This window comes from Microbacterium sp. LWO14-1.2 (assembly GCF_038397715.1).
Taxonomy (GTDB): Bacteria; Actinomycetota; Actinomycetes; order Actinomycetales; family Microbacteriaceae; genus Microbacterium.
Map to the genome: position 1 here is coordinate 2,593,793 of NZ_CP151633.1, position 16,842 is coordinate 2,610,634.

The 16,842-nt window shown below is 71.5% G+C and carries 15 protein-coding genes; 3 read left to right on the forward strand and 12 right to left on the reverse strand.

From position 1 onward, the window contains the following. Positions 1-31: 31 nt before the first annotated feature. The 4 genes from MRBLWO14_RS12430 to MRBLWO14_RS12445 all read right to left on the reverse strand — a co-directional run bounded on the left by MRBLWO14_RS12430 (position 32) and on the right by MRBLWO14_RS12445 (position 5,053). Positions 32-2,044, reverse strand: coding sequence for a glycosyltransferase family 39 protein (locus MRBLWO14_RS12430; protein ID WP_341933471.1), 2,013 nt, complete (start codon positions 2,042-2,044; stop codon positions 32-34). After that, positions 2,041-3,498: a glycosyltransferase gene (locus MRBLWO14_RS12435; protein ID WP_341933472.1), complete on the reverse strand. Its 1,458-nt coding sequence runs from the start codon at positions 3,496-3,498 to the stop codon at positions 2,041-2,043. The genes MRBLWO14_RS12430 and MRBLWO14_RS12435 overlap by 4 nt, the downstream gene beginning before the upstream one ends. Next, positions 3,495-3,971 carry a GtrA family protein gene (locus MRBLWO14_RS12440; protein WP_341933473.1) on the reverse strand — a complete coding sequence of 159 codons (477 nt, stop codon included), beginning with the start codon at positions 3,969-3,971 and terminating at the stop codon, positions 3,495-3,497. Before MRBLWO14_RS12440 ends, MRBLWO14_RS12435 begins: the two co-directional genes overlap by 4 nt. A gap of 185 nt (positions 3,972-4,156) precedes the next feature. Continuing rightward, positions 4,157-5,053 carry a LysR family transcriptional regulator gene (locus MRBLWO14_RS12445; RefSeq protein ID WP_341933474.1) on the reverse strand — a complete coding sequence of 299 codons (897 nt, stop codon included), beginning with the start codon at positions 5,051-5,053 and terminating at the stop codon, positions 4,157-4,159. Between the two features lie 151 nt (positions 5,054-5,204). Here MRBLWO14_RS12445 and MRBLWO14_RS12450 point away from each other — a divergent pair, with 151 nt between their 5' ends. Further along, positions 5,205-6,473, forward strand: a complete 1,269-nt coding sequence (locus MRBLWO14_RS12450) for an MFS transporter (RefSeq protein ID WP_341933475.1) — start codon at positions 5,205-5,207, stop codon at positions 6,471-6,473. An 80-nt stretch (positions 6,474-6,553) separates the two neighbouring features. Beyond that, positions 6,554-8,185, forward strand: a complete 1,632-nt coding sequence (locus MRBLWO14_RS12455) for an amidohydrolase (RefSeq protein ID WP_341933476.1) — start codon at positions 6,554-6,556, stop codon at positions 8,183-8,185. 10 nt (positions 8,186-8,195) lie between these two features. Here the strand turns inward: MRBLWO14_RS12455 and MRBLWO14_RS12460 are convergent, their stop codons facing one another. Then, positions 8,196-9,125 carry an oxidoreductase gene (locus tag MRBLWO14_RS12460; protein WP_341933477.1) on the reverse strand — a complete coding sequence of 310 codons (930 nt, stop codon included), beginning with the start codon at positions 9,123-9,125 and terminating at the stop codon, positions 8,196-8,198. A gap of 102 nt (positions 9,126-9,227) precedes the next feature. Between MRBLWO14_RS12460 and MRBLWO14_RS12465 the strand changes: the two genes are divergently transcribed. Continuing rightward, entirely contained in the window at positions 9,228-9,521 is a 294-nt protein-coding gene (locus MRBLWO14_RS12465) for a hypothetical protein (RefSeq protein WP_341933478.1), read from the forward strand. Positions 9,522-9,542: 21 nt separating this feature from the next. Here the strand turns inward: MRBLWO14_RS12465 and MRBLWO14_RS12470 are convergent, their stop codons facing one another. From MRBLWO14_RS12470 to MRBLWO14_RS12500, 7 genes are read right to left on the reverse strand one after another with little or no spacing between them, the layout of a single operon-like run. Beyond that, positions 9,543-10,562 (reverse strand): LacI family DNA-binding transcriptional regulator, encoded by a 1,020-nt coding sequence (locus tag MRBLWO14_RS12470; protein ID WP_341933479.1) that lies wholly within the window; start codon positions 10,560-10,562, stop codon positions 9,543-9,545. A gap of 35 nt (positions 10,563-10,597) precedes the next feature. After that, positions 10,598-11,452: a hypothetical protein gene (locus MRBLWO14_RS12475; protein ID WP_341933480.1), complete on the reverse strand. Its 855-nt coding sequence runs from the start codon at positions 11,450-11,452 to the stop codon at positions 10,598-10,600. Then, positions 11,449-12,738, reverse strand: coding sequence for a DUF4038 domain-containing protein (locus MRBLWO14_RS12480; protein ID WP_341933481.1), 1,290 nt, complete (start codon positions 12,736-12,738; stop codon positions 11,449-11,451). Before MRBLWO14_RS12480 ends, MRBLWO14_RS12475 begins: the two co-directional genes overlap by 4 nt. Positions 12,739-12,773: 35 nt before the next feature. Further along, entirely contained in the window at positions 12,774-14,042 is a 1,269-nt protein-coding gene (locus MRBLWO14_RS12485) for an enolase C-terminal domain-like protein (protein ID WP_341933482.1), read from the reverse strand. Beyond that, positions 14,039-14,935, reverse strand: coding sequence for an NAD(P)-dependent oxidoreductase (locus MRBLWO14_RS12490; protein WP_341933483.1), 897 nt, complete (start codon positions 14,933-14,935; stop codon positions 14,039-14,041). Before MRBLWO14_RS12490 ends, MRBLWO14_RS12485 begins: the two co-directional genes overlap by 4 nt. After that, positions 14,932-15,855, reverse strand: coding sequence for a carbohydrate ABC transporter permease (locus tag MRBLWO14_RS12495; RefSeq protein WP_341933484.1), 924 nt, complete (start codon positions 15,853-15,855; stop codon positions 14,932-14,934). Before MRBLWO14_RS12495 ends, MRBLWO14_RS12490 begins: the two co-directional genes overlap by 4 nt. After that, complete coding sequence (locus MRBLWO14_RS12500) at positions 15,855-16,784, reverse strand: sugar ABC transporter permease (RefSeq protein WP_341933485.1); 930 nt, start codon at positions 16,782-16,784, stop codon at positions 15,855-15,857. Before MRBLWO14_RS12500 ends, MRBLWO14_RS12495 begins: the two co-directional genes overlap by 1 nt. Positions 16,785-16,842 lie beyond the last annotated feature (58 nt).

Genomic DNA, 16,842 nt, shown 5'->3' on the forward strand with positions numbered 1-16,842 from the left:
GTGCGTTGTGTCGGTCGGTTCGTGAGGCGTCTCAGGGCAGCAGGGGCCGCAGGGAGACCGGGTACCGCAGGACGACGGTGTCGCCCGAGACGGCGACGTCGGCCGGTTCGTACGCGCCGGTGAGCGAATCGAGGAACGCGCGCCCCTCCGCCGTGACCCGGCCGTCGTCGGCGACGGGCGAGCCGCCGATCGACGAGATCGCGAGCTGCCGGAAGGACTCGTCGCCCTCCCCGGTCACCACGGGGAAACCGGCGACCGTGACGGAGCCCGCTCCGGCGACGGCGGCGAGCACAGCGATGATGCGCTCGTCGACCTGCCCGGCGACGAGCCGGTCGCGGTCCGCGTCGTCCAGGGTGATCTCGGGGTTGGTCGCGAGCTCGGCGCCGAGCCGTGCGCGCTGCGCGACGGCATCCTGCTGCGAGATCGCCGCCTGTTCTGCGCCGTCGATCGTCACCCGACGCACCTCGACGGCCTGCGGTCCCGAGCCGAACGAGGCCACGACGACGGAGTTGTCGATCGCCTGCTGCACCTGCGGGAACGCACCGGGGAACGTGCGCATGGAGTCGGTCGTGACGACGTAGTCGGCGTCGCGCCACCCGTTCGGCGAGTCCGCCTGGACCGCCGGGTCGGTGTCGAGCTTGTAGTACCAGATCACGTTCTCCCGATCCCAGCCGGCCCGCACCAGGTCGACCCACATGGCGTCGTCGACGATGATGCGCTGATCGGTGGTGGCGTTCTCCTCGAGCCATTGCTCGGCACCGCGGAGGGGTGCGTCGAGGTCGGCGAGCACGAAGCCCCGCAGCTGCGTCCCCCACAGCGGCACCGCCACGATCGCCCCCACGGCGGCGACGGCGACGAACCCGGTGGCGAGCGCGCGTCGTGAGGCCGACCGCCGCCGGATGCGGGCCACCGCGCTGTCCGCGGCACCGGCGATGAGGAGGGCCCCGAACGGGATCAGCATGATGACGTACGGCACGGGGAGGTACCCGCCAGGACGGAACATGAACGCGGTCATGGCGAGCACGAGCACCGCGTACGGCCGGAGGCGCGGCAGCAGCAGGGCATACACCGCGGCCACGAGGCTCAGGACGATGAACACCGGATCCAGCTGCCACCACATGCCGAGCGTGCGGTTGATGAGCGAGTCCGGATCGGCGACCGACCCGCTGCCTTCGCGGGACGCGAGCTGGAAGGTGATGCCCTCCATGAGGCTGACCCGGTCTGCGCCGCTGAAGAGCTCGCCCTTGACGGCGGCGAGCAGCAGATAGCTGCCGCCGATCAGGACCAGGATGCTGGCGGCCACCGACAGGGTGTACCGGCGGGTCTCCCGACGAGCGCTGCGAAGCATCACCCAGGCGAGGACCGGGAGGGCGAGCAGGAAGGTCTCCTTCGTCAGCACCGCGATGCCGAACGCGAAGGCGGAGCCGGCGAACGCGGCGAGCTGGCCGCGCCGGTTCGTCGCCAGGAAGAACGCGAGCAGCAGCCAGGGCACGGCGACGTTGTCGAGGTACACCGTGCGGTGGAACTGCAGCGCGAGAGGGGACAGGGCGAACACGAGGCCCGTCGCCGCCGCGGCGACCCGCGACATGCCGAGTCGCCGGGCGAGAGCCCAGAGCAGCACGACCGAGATGAGCGCCGCGACGAGCACGGCCTCGCGCCCGGCGAGGACCGCGACGTCCCAGCGCTCGAACGCGCCGGTCAGCTGCGTGTAGCCGGCGATCTGCAGCCAGCCCAGCGGAGGGTGGTCGTACCAGTACGTGTAGTGGGCGAGCTCGCCGAGGTGCGTGACCGCCCACGCCTGCGCGGTGTACGTGCCCTCGTCGTCGATGCGCTGCGGGGAGCCGCCGACGTTGAGGAAGTTGACCACCGCGCTGACGAGCAGCACCGGGAGGAGCCAGAGGAGGTCGCGCGCGTGCGTGCGGAACCACAGCGACATCCGTCCTGGCCCCCTCGGCGTCTTCTCGGAGGGGCGGATGCCGTCGACCGCTGCGGAGCCGGCGGTCGCCCGCTCCACCTCGGCGGTCTTCTCGAGTGTCGTGCTCATGCGGCGACCTCCTCGCGGATCGGAGCGGATGCGGCGGGGGCGGGCTCGCGGTGCGCACCGCTGTGCGCTGTCTTCTCCCAGCCGCGCTCGCCGCGGAGCTCGCGGAACACGGCGCGGATCGCGGCCCCCGCGAGCAGCACCTGGAACGGGATGGTGCCCAGCACGAGGCGCACGTAGTCGCGGACCCGCACCTTCTCTCCGTAGAGGCGTCCGAACTCGCCGAGACCCGCGATCTCGACCGCGACCGTCACGAGCGTCGGCGCGAGCGGGATGAAGGTGAGCAGCGCGACCACGGTCGGGACCTTCACGACGAGGATCAGGAACAGCGACAGCGGGATGAGCAGTCCTGTCGCGGCCTGCAGGAAGGGCATCGCGAGCATGTAGCGCGCGAACAGGCGCTGACCGCGGGTCGGCAGTGCTCGCCACTCGCCCTTGCGCAGCACCTGTAGGAAGCCCTGGTTCCAGCGCGTGCGCTGCTTGTAGAACGACGGCAGCGTGCCAGGGGTCTCCTCCCTGGTCACGTACTCGGGGCTGTACGCCACGACGACCTTCTCACCCTGGCTCGAGAGCCGGACGCCGAGCTCGCAGTCCTCGGCGAGGCATTCGGCGTCCCACCCGCCGTTGCGCTCGAGGGCGTCGCGCTTGACGAACACCGTGTTGCCGCCGAGTGGGATGAACCTCGCCCCGGCGTGGAAGTGCAGGCGGGAGCGGAACCAGAAGTAGTACTCGAGGACGTTGCGCAGCGACCACCACGAGGAGCGGAAGTTCATCAGCTGCACGCCGCCCTGCACGACCGTCGCGTCGGTCTCGGTGAACCGCGAGTCGATGTGGCGGAGCAGCTCGGGGTGCACTTCGTCCTCGGCGTCGAACACGCCGACGATGGAGCCGCCCGCGTATGCGAGGGCGCGGTTCAACGCCTTGGGCTTGTTCTTGGGCACGCTGTCGTCGACCACGACCTCGATGCGGTCGGGGTGCCGGGCCGCCGCCGCGCGCACGACGGCCGTGGTTCCCGGGTCGTCGTCGCCGACGATCGCGATGATCTGCACGTCGGGGTGCGTCTGCGCGGCCAGGGCGTCGAGAGTCTGTCCCATGACCTCCTCCTCGTGCCTGCCCGGCACGAGAAGGGTGAAGGTGTGCTGCGCGGGGCGGGGCTCCCTCGAGAAGGCCGTGCTGTCGTACGTGCTCTTCGAGCGCCAGGCGTACAGCATCCACCAGAGGGTCGTCACGGCGACCGCCGTCAGCGCGAGCGCGACGGCGACGAGGCCGACGTGCCCGGCGAAGGCCGCCCAGTCGAAGCCGGACGCACTCTGCGCCGTCTCGACGAGCCCGGGGTCGAGCACCTCTCGGTTGGGCACGCCGGGGGCGGGGGCCTGATCGGGTGCGGGGGTGAGCAGGGGCCCGGGAGCGGGATCGCTTTCGGAGGGTCGGGAGAGGGCGTGCGCGAGGAGTGTCATGATGTCGCCTCCTGAGGCGTCCGGAAGACCAGGAATCGGTAGGTGAGGTAGCGGAACACGGTGCCCAGGATCAGGCCGACCACGTTCCCGGCGATGTTGTCGGCGAGCTGGCTCGTGAAGCCGAGGAGATAGTGCGAGACGAACAGGCAGCCGGCGGCGATCAGCAGACCGCCTCCGTTGGCCAGCAGGAACAGCAGCAGTTCCTTCGCGACCGCAGGGCGTCGGGTGCGGCGGAAGGTGAGGTACCGGTGACCGAGCCAGGCGACACCGGTGGCGACCGAGACGGAGATGACCTTGGCCCAGATCACCTGCTCCGACATCACGGTGGAGCGGAGGAGGTTGTACCCGCCGACGTCGACCACGAAGGCGACGAGACCGACGCCCCCGAACGCCGCGAGCTGCGGCACGGCTCGCCGCACAGCGGTGGCGAGTCGGGACAGCCGAAGGAATGGCGCGGAGGGGGAGAGCGTCATACTGCCCGTTCGGAGGCATGGATGGCGCGGATTGGCGGGCTTTTCCGGACCCACGGCGTGTCTCCACGGAAACGAGCAGGAAGTTTTTTTCATGCACCCCGACCCCCGGGAATGCGAGGACCGCGCGTAAATCAGTACCGCCCCGGACGGTGCTCCGGACGCTCCGGAAGGCTGTCGGGACGGCGTCAGAGGGCGCGGAGAGCTGCCTTCTCGTGCAGTCCCGACACGTGGTCGGCGACGAAGGCGGCGAGCTCGTCGATCACCGCTCGGATGTCGTCGCGGGCATAGTGTGCGCGCTCCCAACTCGCGTACAACGCGCACTGCATGGGCGTGCCCCGGTGGAGCAGGGGCTTGGAGAGCAAGCCGAAGCGCGGCGGTTCGACCACCACGCACGGACCGTGTCCGGCGGCCGAACGGGCCTGCACGATCGGCGCGTCCGCGCCGAAGCTCGCCATCTCCAGCGACCACGCCTCGCCCTCGGCTGCTCGCTGGATCTGCGTCCAGGCGGCGGAGCCGACCCCCGACGTGAGGAAGGGGCCGGCGAGCAGGTCGCGCAGCTCGACTGCGTCGCCGGCGGCGAGCGGATGGTCGGAGGGGAGCTGGCAGTAGAGGGGGAGGTCCAGGATGCGGCGGCTGCGGAGTCGCGAGTCCGGCGGGCTGGTCGTCACGGCGAGGTCGGCGCCCGACCGCAGCCGGTCGTAGGTCTCGGCGGGCGTCGCGACGACCACGTCGGAGATCGGTCCGCCTCGGGCGATGAACGGCGCGAGCACGAGCACGCTCGTCATCTCGGGAGCGGCCGCGACGAACGAGCGCTCGTTCTGCACGATGCCGCTCATGACTTCCCGCGCGCGACGGCCGCGCCGGACGAGGTCGCGGGCCATCGGCTCCAGGCGCTCGCCGGCGTACGTCGTGACCATGCCCTGCGGCATCCGCCGGAAGAGTGCGGCGCCGACCTGGCGTTCGAGCGAGGCGATCTGCCGCGACACCGTCGGTTGGGTCCTGATCAGGCGTTCTGCTGCGAGACTCACCGATCCGCAGTCGAGGACGGCGACGAACGCCTCGAGCTCCCGTTCTCCGTACATACGAGAATCGTATGTCGAGAACCGTTTTTCTCATTGGACGAGCATGGCTCCGGCCGGTGAGGATGAGCAGATCCCGACTCCCTCCGACCAGAGAGCCCCCCCGATGGCTACTTCGCACACTGAGATCAGTCCTGCCCGGCAACGTCGTTCGATGGTGGGTGCCTTCGTCGGCACGGCGATCGAGTGGTACGACTTCTACATCTTCGGCACCGCCGCCGCCCTCGTCTTCGGCCGCGTGTTCTACCCCGACGTGGCGCCGGGCGCCGCGCTGCTCGCCTCGTTCGCGACCTTCTGGGTCGGCTTCCTGATGCGTCCGATCGGCGGACTCGTGTTCGGCCACTTCGGCGACAAGTTCGGTCGCAAGAACGTGCTCGTGCTCACGCTGATCCTCATGGGAACGGCGACCACGCTGATCGGCCTGCTCCCGACGTACGCGCAGATCGGCATCCTCGCCCCGATCCTCCTCGTCGTGCTCCGCGGGCTGCAGGGCTTCGCGGTCGGAGGGGAGTGGGGCGGCGCCGTGCTGCTGTCGACCGAGAACGCGCGCGCCGAGAAGAAGGGCCTCGCCGGTGCCTGGGTGCAGCAGGGTTCGCCGGCCGGCTCGATCCTCGCGACCGTGATGTTCCTGCTGGTGGGACTGCTCCCCGACGAGCAGTTCATCTCCTGGGGCTGGCGCATCCCGTTCCTCGTGTCGGCGATCCTCGTCATCGTCGGACTCGTCATCCGCGTGAAGGTCGAGGAGTCGCCCGACTTCGAGGCGGCCAAGCAGTCGCAGGAGGTCGTGAGCGCCCCGGTGCTCGTCGCGATCCGCACCGCGCCGCTGCTCATCGGACTCGGAGTGCTCGCCTCGGTGATGGGCATCTCGAACGCGTACTTCTCGAACACGTTCCTCCTCGCCTGGACCACCGGCTCGCTCGGAATCGACCGTCAGCTCATGCTCAACATCCTGCTCGGCATGGCGGTGCTCCAGTTCATCTGGCAGCCCATCGCCGCGAAGATCGCCGAGCGCTTCGGCATCGCCAGGGTCATGCTCGCGGGGCTCGTGCTGAGCGTCGTGCTGACGGTGCCGTACTTCCTCGCCATCCAGGCCGCGTCGCCGCTGTGGATCACGGTCACCCTCTACGCCACGATCATCGGCAGCACGGCCTACTACGCCCTCCTCGCCACACTGCTGGCCTCCGCCTTCCCCGCCCGCATCCGCTACTCGGGCGTCTCGCTCGCGTACCAGCTGTGCGCCACGGTGTTCGGAGGATCCACGCCGCTCGTCGCGCAGTGGATCCTCAACTCCTCCGGCGGCAGCGTGTGGGCGGTGGCCGTCTTCTACGCCGTGATGATCCTCGTCACGATCGCCGGCGTGTGGGGGCTGCAGCGGCGCATCGTCCGCTCGGCGCACGCCGAGAGCGTCGCCGCCGTCCGCTGACCAGCCACCCCCGACCCCGGCTATCCCGGCTGTCCGCCGACCTGCCGCCCGCCGACTCGACCAGAACCGCGAGAGAGACCATGCGCGTCGACACGATCTTCACCAACGCCCGCATCCGCACCCTCGACCCCGAACGGCCGACGGCCCGCAGCATCGGGGCGCTCAACGGCCGGATCGTCGGCTTCGACGATGAGCTCGAGGGAGTCGATGCGGCGCAGGTCGTCGACCTCGACGGGCAACCGGTGCTGCCGGGGTTCCACGACGCGCACCACCACCTCTCGCTCACCGGGTTCCGTCTCGCGTCGCTGAACCTGCGTCCCGGCGCCGTGAACTCGCTCGACGAGCTCTACGAGGCCGTGCGCGCGCACGCCGCCGGGTCGGCCCCCGACGCCTGGGTGCGCGGATCGGGGTACGACCAGAACTTCCTGGAGGCGCACCCGACCGCCGAGGGGCTCGACCGGGTGGCGGGCGGGCGGCCCGTGATCCTCGAACACGTGTCGGGCCACATGATGGTCGCGAACACGCGCGCGTTCGAGCTCGCGGGATACACCGCGCGCGAGGGCTTCCCCGACATCCCGGGCGGCGGGATCCCGCGCGACCGCGATGGGCGGCCGGAGGGGCTGCTGCAGGAGTCGGCGATGGCCCCGATCCTCGCGCTCGTGCGGCCGATGGGACTCGACGAGGTGCAGCGCAACCTCGGTCTCGCGAGCGACCAGGCGCTGAGCTACGGGCTCACGTCGGTGACCGAGCCGGGCATCGGCGAGATCCGGATGGTCGGCAACAGCCCGCTCGACTACCACGCCTATCAGACGGCCGTCGAGCAGCGGACGCTGCGCGTGCGCACGACCCTCATGCCCTACATCACCGTGCTGCATCCGTTCACCGACCTCCCCGACAAGGACGTGCTGGGTCTCGACCTCGGCATCCGCACCGGGTTGGGCGACGACAGGCTGCGCGTGGGGCCGGTGAAGATCGTCGCCGACGGCTCGTTCATCGGCCGTTCGGCGGCGATGCACGCGTGCTTCCACGGCGAGGCCGAGAACTTCGGCGTGCTGCTGCACGAGCCCGATGCGCTGCGCGACTACATCGTCGGCGCCCACCTCGCCGGATGGACCGTGGCCACGCACGCGATCGGCGACCGTGCGATCACTCATGTGCTCGACGCGATCGAGCACGCGCAGAGCATCGCGCCTCGACCCGACGTGCGCCACCGCATCGAGCACTTCGCGCTCGCGAGCGACGACGACATCGCGCGCGCGGCGCGCCTGGGTGTGATCCCGGTGCCGCAGGGCGTGTTCGTCTCGGACTTCGGCGACGGCATGGCCGCCGCGGTCGCCGCGGATCGTCGTGACGACATCTACCGCGTGAAGTCCCTCGCGGATGCCGGGATCGTGATCAACGGGTCGACCGACTCGCCGATCTCCGACGCGAACCCGCTGGTGTCGCTGCGCGACATGGTGCTGCGGAGGACGAGCGGCGGCGTCGTGCTCGGCGGGCGCGAGCGCGTGACGGTCGACCAGGCCGTGCGCGCCTACACGTTCGGATCGGCGTACGCGGTGGGGCAGGAGCACGCCACGGGTACGCTGAAGGCCGGGATGCTGGCGGACTTCATCGCGCTGAGCGACGACCTCTACGACATCGACCCCGAGCGGATCGCCGAGCAGCAGGTGACGACCACGGTCGTCGGCGGCGAGGTGGTCTTCGAGCGCTGAGCGCTCATCCTCATCCCGGGCCGTCGCTGGTCGCCGCAAGAAGCGTCGCGACGAGGTCGGAGACCGGGGTGCGGATGCCGTGGCGTGCGGCCAGCCGCGACACGACGCCGTTGCGGACGTCCCACTCCAGGGGGCGTCCGGCCTCGCGGTCGGTGAGGATCGAGGTGCTCAGGTCGGCGGGCGCCGAGCGGAAGCCCGCGAGGATGCCGTCGGCGACTCCGGCATCGAGCGCGACGCCCTCGGCGAGGGCGACCTCCGCGCACTCCTGCAGATACGCCCGTGTCAGGTCGGCCAGGTCGTCGCGTTGGAAGACGCCCGCGCGGCGCCCCGTGAGCGCCATGAGGCCGGCCGCCGCGTTCTGCAGCAGCTTGCGCCACGCCATCGCCGGGAAGTCCGCCGAGACCTCGACCGTGCAGAGCGTTCCGTCGAGGACGGCGGCTATCCGGTCGGCATCGCTTCCTGCGGGTACGGTGAGCCGGGCGTCGCCGCGCAGTCGCACCGATCCGTCGTGCTGGGCCTGCGCGGGGAACCACACCACCGACGGCAGCACGGTGACGCCCTCCGCCACGTGCGGCGACACCATCGCCACCTGCTCGACGCCGTTCTGCAGGACGCAGACCACGGTGTCGCGACCGCAGAGCGCTCGGAGCCACGGAGCCGCCGCGCCGATCTGCGTGGCCTTCACCGAAAGGAAGACGACGTCGACCCGTCCGTCGACCTCGGTGTCGACCTCCTCGAGCCGGGTGCGCACGGGGCCGGGCACGCTGATGCGCGCGTCGCCGACCAGGAGCTCCAGGGACTCGCGCGCCGTGCGACCGTACAGCGCGGGGGTCCGACCGCTCGCGTGCAGCGCCGCGGCGATCGTCGTGCCGATCGCGCCGGGTCCGACCACGGCGACGCGCGGTGCGGCGGGCTGCGGGCGGTGCTCGGATGCGGTCACCTGCTCACCGTACCCGCGCGCAGAGCGCCCGCCCTCCGTCCGCGCGGATGCGGGCGAGGGAAGCGGCACGCTGATCCTCCTTCTCGGCGGTACTGTTCGATCATGGGAAAGCTCGAATACAACAGCTCGCGTCCGGCGATCGACATCGACGACGATGTGCTGGTGCACGTGAAGATCGTGATCGCGACCAAGCTGCGGCGGCAGGAGAGCTTCATGATGACCTGGCCCGGCGGTTCGCAGCGCGTCGGCGCGATGTCGGCGTGGATCCACCCGAGCATCCCGATGGTGATGGAGTTCGATCAGAGCCCCGCGCCCAAGGTCGACCCGCGACGCATCGAGCAGATGATGGCGCGGCTCAACGCGCGCGGCGAACTGGTGCTCGACGAACTGGAGTGAGGGCGTCCGACGTCGTGAAGGTCAGGATCGAGGGCCCACCGACGACTCGCCCTCGATGAGGATGCCGTCGACGCGGTGCACTCCTGGTTCGTAGGCGCCGCCCTCGATGGCGTCGGCGAGGTATTCGGCCGCGCGCTCTCCCACGGTGCTGAGCAGCGGGTCGATCGTGGTGAGCGTGCGGTCGTGCTGGTCCATGAGGCCGGCGAGGTTGTCGAACCCGACGATCGCGACATCGGCGGGGATGCGGAGCCCCGCTTGCCGGAAGACCTCGGATGCGGCCATGGCGATCGTGTCGTTGCCGCAGAACACGGCGTCGAACTCGAGCCCGGACGCGACGAGGTCCTCGGCGGCGCGCCGCCCCCAGGACCGCGACCAGTCCCCGTGGAACCCGGCTCCGCCGACGAGCTCGAGACCCTCGGCGGCGAGCACCGAGGTCAGACCCTCGGCGCGCTCCCTCGCGGAGTGGTCGTCGAGCGAGGCGCCGATGTGCGCGATGCGGCGACGGCCGAGACCGAGCAGGTGCCGACCCGCGAGCTCTCCGGCGACCTGGCCGTTGTGCACGAACGACACGTCGTCCGGCTCGTCCGAGAACCCGTACGCGTACACGACCGGCACGGTGAACCCGGCCGTGACCGAGCGCATCGCGGTGCCGCTGCCGTCGCCGACGACCAGCAGGCCGTCGACCTTGCGCGCGCGGAACTTGCGCACCGTTGCCGCGACGACCGCACGGTCGAGCCGGGAGTCCGACACGAGCACCGACAGGTCGCGTGCGCCCAGCGCCGTCGTCGCGGCGGTGAGCACCGGCATCGTGAACGCGCCCGGTGCGTTGAGGGTGAGCACGCCGATCGTGGCGCTGCGCCCCTGAGCGAGGAACTGACCCAGCGCGTTCGGCTCGTAGTCCAGGCGCGCAGCGGCTTCGAGGATGCGCTCGCGAGTGGCGTCCGATGCCTTGCCCCCGCCGCGCAGCACCTTCGACGCGGTCGAGACGGAGACCCCCGCGATGGCGGCCACGTCCTTGAGGGAAATCGCTTTGCTTGACATCGCAGAACGATTGTAGCGATCCGGTGCCGCGACGCTCACTCGCGCGGCCGGATCTCCCACGCCAAGCGGCTGCGGCGCTCGCCGCGGGCGGCCACCGTCACCGACCCCGACCCGAGGGTAGCCGTTCCGTAGGCGTCGGATGCCGGCTCCAGGCCCACCGCGTCGACCGCGCCCCACCACGGGAACCCCGCGGAGCCGTGCCGTTCCTGCCAGACGAACAGGCGGGGGAGCAGCGCGGCATCCCATGTCAGCGTCAGGTCGAGCCCGGCCGACGCCGACGCGATCAGGACGCGTCCGGAGGCGGCGTCGAGGTCGTCGAACCGCGACCCGGGCGCAGCGACGATCCGCACCGCGACACGCTCGGCGCCGTCGCCGCCGTCGGCCCCGAGCGTGACCTCGGCGTCGTCGAACAGCGCCCCCGCGAGCGCCGGGTGCTCGACCCAGACGACGTGCTGATCGCCGTCGCTCTCGTTGCGCAGCACCGTGTCGACGGTCACGCGTCCCTCCGAGACGGTCACCGTGCGGGTCACCCGCAGCGGCGCGGTGCGCAGCAGCACCTCCGCGACGATCGCCGCGTCGCCCTCCGCGCGCACGTGCCAGGAGCGCCAGGCCGCCTCGCCGTGGAACGGCTGCTCCACGGCGGCCTCGGGTGACGGGTCGCCCGCGGCCGGGGTCAGCAGGTGCCAGCCGCCGGGATAGCGTCGATGCCATTCGGCGCTGCTCGACGGCATCCGCCACGCATCGCCCTCTCCGCCGAGCCCTTCGTCCGCCCAGGGGGTGCGCGCGAGCAGCTCGACGCCGTGCGCCCGGATCGACGAGATCGCCCCGCCGGCCCTCGTCACGGCGACGCGGATGCCGTGCGAGGCGACGACCACGTCGTCCGTCGTCACGGGGTCGACCGGCCGAGGTCGATCACGAACAGCGCATCGCCGGCGAACTCGGTCTGCTCGAGACGGATGCCGGGGGCGCCGTCGTGCTCGACCGGCGTGCACTGTGCCGCGTCGATCCGCCGGGCGTCGAGGTCGTACACGCGCACCGCGACGACAGCGGCGGGGTCGAGCCGCAGCGTGAGAGCGAACGACTCGGGCGCGTAGACCGCGACCCGGTCGCCTGCGCGCCCGACCACGGCTCCCGACGGCTCGTCCACGAGCAGGTCGGCGGCCTCGTCGAGGTCGAACAGGACCTCGCCCTCGACGACCCGACGCAGGAAGCCGACGTCGTCGGCGCCGGGGAACTCCATGGCCACCGAGAACGGGAACGGCATGCCGTGCACGTTCTCGGCCGTGAACGCGCTGCCGCGGCGGTGCCAGCTCCACACGCCGTGCGCGCCGTACCCGAGCCCCGCGGCCGCCCCGGCCACGACACCGGTCCAGCTGGCCCGCCGCACGTCCTCCCGCGAATGCCGCGCGCGACCGGCGAAGCGGCCCAGTCCCTCGTAGCAGGGCTCGAGGTTGATGATCGGCCGCGGCACCGAGAACGCCGCGTAGTGGCGCACGAGATCGCGGGGCAGGGTGTCCCACTCCTGGTTGTGCCCCGGCTGGAGCCCGTGCAGATCGAGCAGCTCCCCGTCGGCGACGGCCTCCGGCATCCGTGCCGTCGGCGTGCTGTGCCAGGTGACGAGTGCGTCGGGGGCGAGCCGGCGCACCTCCGCGGCGGCCAGCGAATACCGGGCGAGCGCGACCTCGGAGTCGAGGTCGTCGTCGCCCGAGACGATCCAGATCGGCGCGAACCGAGCGAAGCGCTCGACGGCCCCGCGCACGTGGTCGAGGGTCTGCTGCTCGTCGAGCACCAGCTCGGGAGTGAGTCCCGCGCCCCAGGTCGCCGGCACGAAGTTGTTCCACAGCAGCACGAGCATCGGCGTGAAGCCGTGCTCGACGGCCTCCTGCAGCATCCGCTCCGCCCTCGGCCAGTACTCGGCGTCGCCACCGTCGAGGTCGAGGCGCCCGTCGCGGACGACGTACGGCGACAGCCCGCCCTCGGAGCGGTCGTGCTCGATCGGCAGCACGCTGATGAGCAGACCCGTGAAGCCCTGCCGCCGCCGCCGCACGAGGTAGTCGGTCCACTCCTCGTCGGTCGGCCCGCTGAACGCGGCCCAGGTCGTGTCGGCGAGCAGGAAGGCGGGCGCTCCGTCGCGGAGCAGGGAGCGCCGGGAGGGCGCGAGGGACCACGTGGGCATGCGAGTGCTTTCGGGAGGAGTGGACAGGGACGGGGTCAGGGGGCGATCAGGGCGCCGTCGGTGGAGCGGACGCCCGCCGCCCAGCCGTCGTGGCCGGAGATGCCGGCAGGGAAGCGCGCCGCGGCGCGCTCGTCGAGGTCGACGCCCCAGCCCGGCGCGTCGCTCGGGGTGAGCCAGCCGTTCTCGATGTCGAGCATGCCGGGGAAGACCTCGTGGCTTGCCTCGTTGTACACGTGGCCCTCCTGCACGCCGAAGGCGGGGGAGGAGACATCGAGCGCGACCGCCGCCGCGACGGCGAAGGGCGATGCGTCGCCCGGCGAGTGCCACGCGGTGCGCACCCCCTCGATGTCGGCGAGCACGGCCAGCCGGCGGGCGGCGCTGAGTCCGCCCACGTCGGAGATGTGCGCGCGCAGGTAGTCGACGGCGTGGGTCCGGACGAGACGGGCGGCCTCGGTGAACGACGTGGCCAGTTCGCCGACGGCCAGGGGCACCGACGAGACGGCCGCGACCTCGGGGAGGCGATCCCAGTGCTCGGGGGCGATCACGTCCTCGATGAAGAACGGGCGGTACGGCTCGAGGTCGCGCAGCAGCGCGATGGCCTGGCGCGGCGAGAGGCGCGAGTGCACGTCGTGCAGCAGCTCGACATCGTCGCCGAGCAGCTCGCGCATGCGGGCGAAGAGCTCGGGGGTGCGGCGCAGATACTCGGACACCCGCCAGCCCTGCGGATTGCGGGCCCAGTCGTAGAGCCCGGGCGCGGGCGGCGCCCCGTAGTGGCCGATGCCCTGCTGCCCGGTCTGCACGCGGATGTGACGCAGCCCCGCGGCACGCAGCTGCTCCGCGTGCGCGGCCGTGGCCTCGGCATCCGGTCCCTCCGCGTGCAGGTACACCTCGGCCGCCGCACGGACCCGGCCGCCCAACAGCTCGTAGACGGGCATGCCCGCTCGTTTGCCGGCGATGTCCCACAGCGCCATGTCGACACCGGAGAGCGCGTTGTTGCCCACCGGGCCCTCGCGCCAGTACGCGGAGAAGCGGATGAGCCGCGTCAGATCCTCGATGTCGCCCGGGTACCGGCCCACCAGCAGCGGACGGATGTGGTCGAGATACGCGACCACGGCCTGCCAACGCTGCGTGAACGTGGCGCAGCCGAGCCCGTAGAGCCCGTCGTCGCTGGTGAGCACCTTCACGACCACGAGCGGGATGCCCTCGGGTGCCGTGACGACGGCCTGAACGTCGGTGATGCGCACGTCGTCGCGTGCCGCCCAGGGCTGGGCGAACGTCGGGGGAGGGGGAGGGGCGTCGGTCACGGGATGTTCCTCGTCGGGGTGAGAGACGGAGCGGACAGCGGGGCCGTCGCCGTGCCGTCGTGGATCGACTCCGCCGGCCGGAAGCCGAGCACGGTCGCCGCGACGCTCGCATCCACGAGGGGCGAGGACCCGTCCACGGGGGAATCGGCGGGGATGCCGGGGGCGTACCGGGCGAGCAGCGCGCTCGTCGGCTCGCCGAGCAGCGTGTCGTCGGCGCTGAGCCCCGCGACGAGGACGCCGCTGCTCGTCGCCTCGATCGCGACGCGCACGGCCCTCGCGGCATCCGCCATCGTCAGGTACGCCCAGCCCTCGCGAGCCATCGACGCGGGGTCCTCGGCGACCTCGGCCGCCGCCCGTCGCAGCACCTCGGGCCACTTGACGAGCGGGAACCGCAGCGCGACCACGTCGATGCCGTGGCGGCGGTGCGCGTAGCGGGCGGTCTGCTCGTCGACCCCCTTCGACAGCGAGTAGGCGTCGCCGACGTCGGTCGGGGTGTCCTCCCGCAGCGGGAAGGACGGCGGGAACGCGCGGTGCGGGTTGTTCGGGTAGCCGAGCGCGTTGATGCTGCTCGCGATCACCGCGCGACGGATGCCGCGGCTGCCCGCCTGCTCGAGCACGTTGAAGGTGGAGTCGGTGTTCACCCGGAACACCTCGTACGGGGTGCCGAGGGACGGGTGCGGGATCGCGGCGAAGTGCGCCACGGCATCCGCTCCGTCGAGCGCGGCGGCGACGTCGTCGACCGAGGTCGTGTCGCCGACGAGCACGCGGTCGGCCGGGTGGTCGGAACCGTACGAGAGGGAGAGGGCGGTGATGTCGTAGCCGGCGCGGAGGAGCTCCGCGCTCGCGGCCCGACCGATCTCGCCGTCGGCGCCGGTGACGAGGACGCGGGTCATCCCTTCACCCCTCCGGCCATGCTCGCGCCGCGCAGGAACTGCCGCTGGAACACGAGGAACAGCACCACGGGGATGATGAGCGACAGGAAGAGCGCGGCCATCTGCACGCTCAACTCGGTCTGCGCCGCGAGGCGGGGCAGCGCCACCGACACCGGCTGCAGGTCGGGGTCGGGCAGCACGAGCAGCGGCCAGAGGTAGTCCTTCCACGAGGCCACGACCGACAGCAGCGCGACCACGCCGAGGATCGGCTTCGACAGCGGGAGCACGATGCTCCACAGGATGCGGAGGGCGCCGGCGCCGTCGATGCGCGCCGCGTCGTACAGGTCGGCGGGGATCGACTCGAGGAACCTCGCGATGATCAGCACGTTGAACGCCGTGGCGGCGGCGGGCAGCCAGATCGCCCACGGGGTGTTCAGGAGCGAGATCCCCAGCACGGGGAGCTCGCGCACCGTGAGGTACAGCGGAACGAGGGCGACGATGCCCGGCACGAACAGCGTCGCGAGGATCGCGGCCGAGAGCAGCTTGCCCCACTTCGGGCGCAGCACCGTGATGACGAAGGCGGCGGTGGTCGACACCACCAGCGTGGCCACGGTCGCACCGAGGGCGAGCACGGCGGTGTTGAGCAGGTAGTGCCCGATGCGGCCGCGCTCCCACGCGATGCCGATGTTCTCCCACTGCACGACGCCGCTCGTGAAGAACGCGAACGGCTCGCGGATGAGGTCCTGGGTGGGGGAGACCGCGGCCAGCGCCAGCCAGACCAGGGGGCCGAGACCGGCGACGAGGAGGGCGACGAGCACGAGCGTCTGCACGATCGCGAGGGTCACGCGCACGACGGGGCGGCGGCGGTCGGAGTCGGAGATGTTGGTGCGGGGCGCCGGTGCGGTGTCCACGGCGCGACGAGGGCGGGCGAGGATGCTCATCAGGCGCTCCAGCGACGGGTCAGGCGGGTGTAGAGGAAGGCGAAGACGCACAGCACGGCGGCGAGCAGGACGCTCAGGGCGGTCGCCGCGCCGTAGTCGACCCGCACGAAGGCGTAGTCGTAGATCGTCATGAGCAGCGTCTTGGTCGCGCCGAGCGGGCCGCCGCCGGTGAAGAGGAACGGCTCGGTGAAGATCTGCATGGTGCCGATGACCTGCAGCAGCAGCATCGTGCCGATGATGCCGCGCATCTGCGGCAGGGCGACGTGCCAGACGCGGCTCCAGATGCCGGCGCCGTCGAGCTCGGCCGCCTCGTAGAGCTCGGTGGGGATGCTGGTGAGCGCGGCGATGTAGATGATGACGGCCGTGCCGGCACCCGCCCAGGTGGTCTCGAGCACGATCGACGGCATCGCGAACGCCGGGGAGGTGAGCCACGGCACGGGGCCGATGCCGATCGCGCCGAGGATCGTGTTGAAGACGCCGTCGGACGACGGGTCGTAGAAGAACTTCCACAGCAGGATGGCGACGACCGGCGGCACCATGACGGGCAGGTAGGCGAGGGCGCTGAAGTACCAGCGGTGCCCGCGGAGCTCGGCGATGAGAACGGCGAGGGCGAGGGGCACGGGGAAGCCGAACACGATCGCGAGGAGCGTGTAGTACACGGTGTTCAGCGCGGCCTGGGGGAGCTGCGGGTCGGAGAGCACGTACGCGAAGTTCTCGATGCCGACCCACTGCGCGTCCTGACCGGGCGTGACGGTCTGCACGCTCATCACGAGAGACGAGACGATGGGGCCCCACGAGAAGTACAGGTAGACGAGGATCGCGGGGGCCGCGATGCCGAGGGCGACGAGTCCGGGGCGCAGGCGGCGCCAGCGACGGGTGGTCGCGGTCGGCGCGGAGCCGGTGCGACCGTGGGAGCGGTTCTGGAACATCTGTTCTCCGGACGGGAGGGATCGGGGCGGGAGCGGTGTCCCGCCCCGATCGCGGTGG

Excerpts from the sequence above, each read along its gene's own strand:
- MRBLWO14_RS12430 (WP_341933471.1), bottom strand. The coding sequence starts at position 2,044 with ATGAGCACGACACTCGAGAAGACCGCCGAGGTGGAGCGGGCGACCGCC.
- MRBLWO14_RS12435 (WP_341933472.1), bottom strand. The coding sequence starts at position 3,498 with ATGACACTCCTCGCGCACGCCCTCTCCCGACCCTCCGAAAGCGATCCC.
- MRBLWO14_RS12440 (WP_341933473.1), bottom strand. The coding sequence starts at position 3,971 with ATGACGCTCTCCCCCTCCGCGCCATTCCTTCGGCTGTCCCGACTCGCC.
- MRBLWO14_RS12445 (WP_341933474.1), bottom strand. The coding sequence starts at position 5,053 with ATGTACGGAGAACGGGAGCTCGAGGCGTTCGTCGCCGTCCTCGACTGC.
- MRBLWO14_RS12450 (WP_341933475.1), top strand. The coding sequence starts at position 5,205 with ATGGTGGGTGCCTTCGTCGGCACGGCGATCGAGTGGTACGACTTCTAC.
- MRBLWO14_RS12455 (WP_341933476.1), top strand. The coding sequence starts at position 6,554 with ATGCGCGTCGACACGATCTTCACCAACGCCCGCATCCGCACCCTCGAC.
- MRBLWO14_RS12465 (WP_341933478.1), top strand. The coding sequence starts at position 9,228 with ATGGGAAAGCTCGAATACAACAGCTCGCGTCCGGCGATCGACATCGAC.
- MRBLWO14_RS12470 (WP_341933479.1), bottom strand. The coding sequence starts at position 10,562 with ATGTCAAGCAAAGCGATTTCCCTCAAGGACGTGGCCGCCATCGCGGGG.
- MRBLWO14_RS12480 (WP_341933481.1), bottom strand. The coding sequence starts at position 12,738 with ATGCCCACGTGGTCCCTCGCGCCCTCCCGGCGCTCCCTGCTCCGCGAC.
- MRBLWO14_RS12490 (WP_341933483.1), bottom strand. The coding sequence starts at position 14,935 with ATGACCCGCGTCCTCGTCACCGGCGCCGACGGCGAGATCGGTCGGGCC.
- MRBLWO14_RS12495 (WP_341933484.1), bottom strand. The coding sequence starts at position 15,855 with ATGAGCATCCTCGCCCGCCCTCGTCGCGCCGTGGACACCGCACCGGCG.
- MRBLWO14_RS12500 (WP_341933485.1), bottom strand. The coding sequence starts at position 16,784 with ATGTTCCAGAACCGCTCCCACGGTCGCACCGGCTCCGCGCCGACCGCG.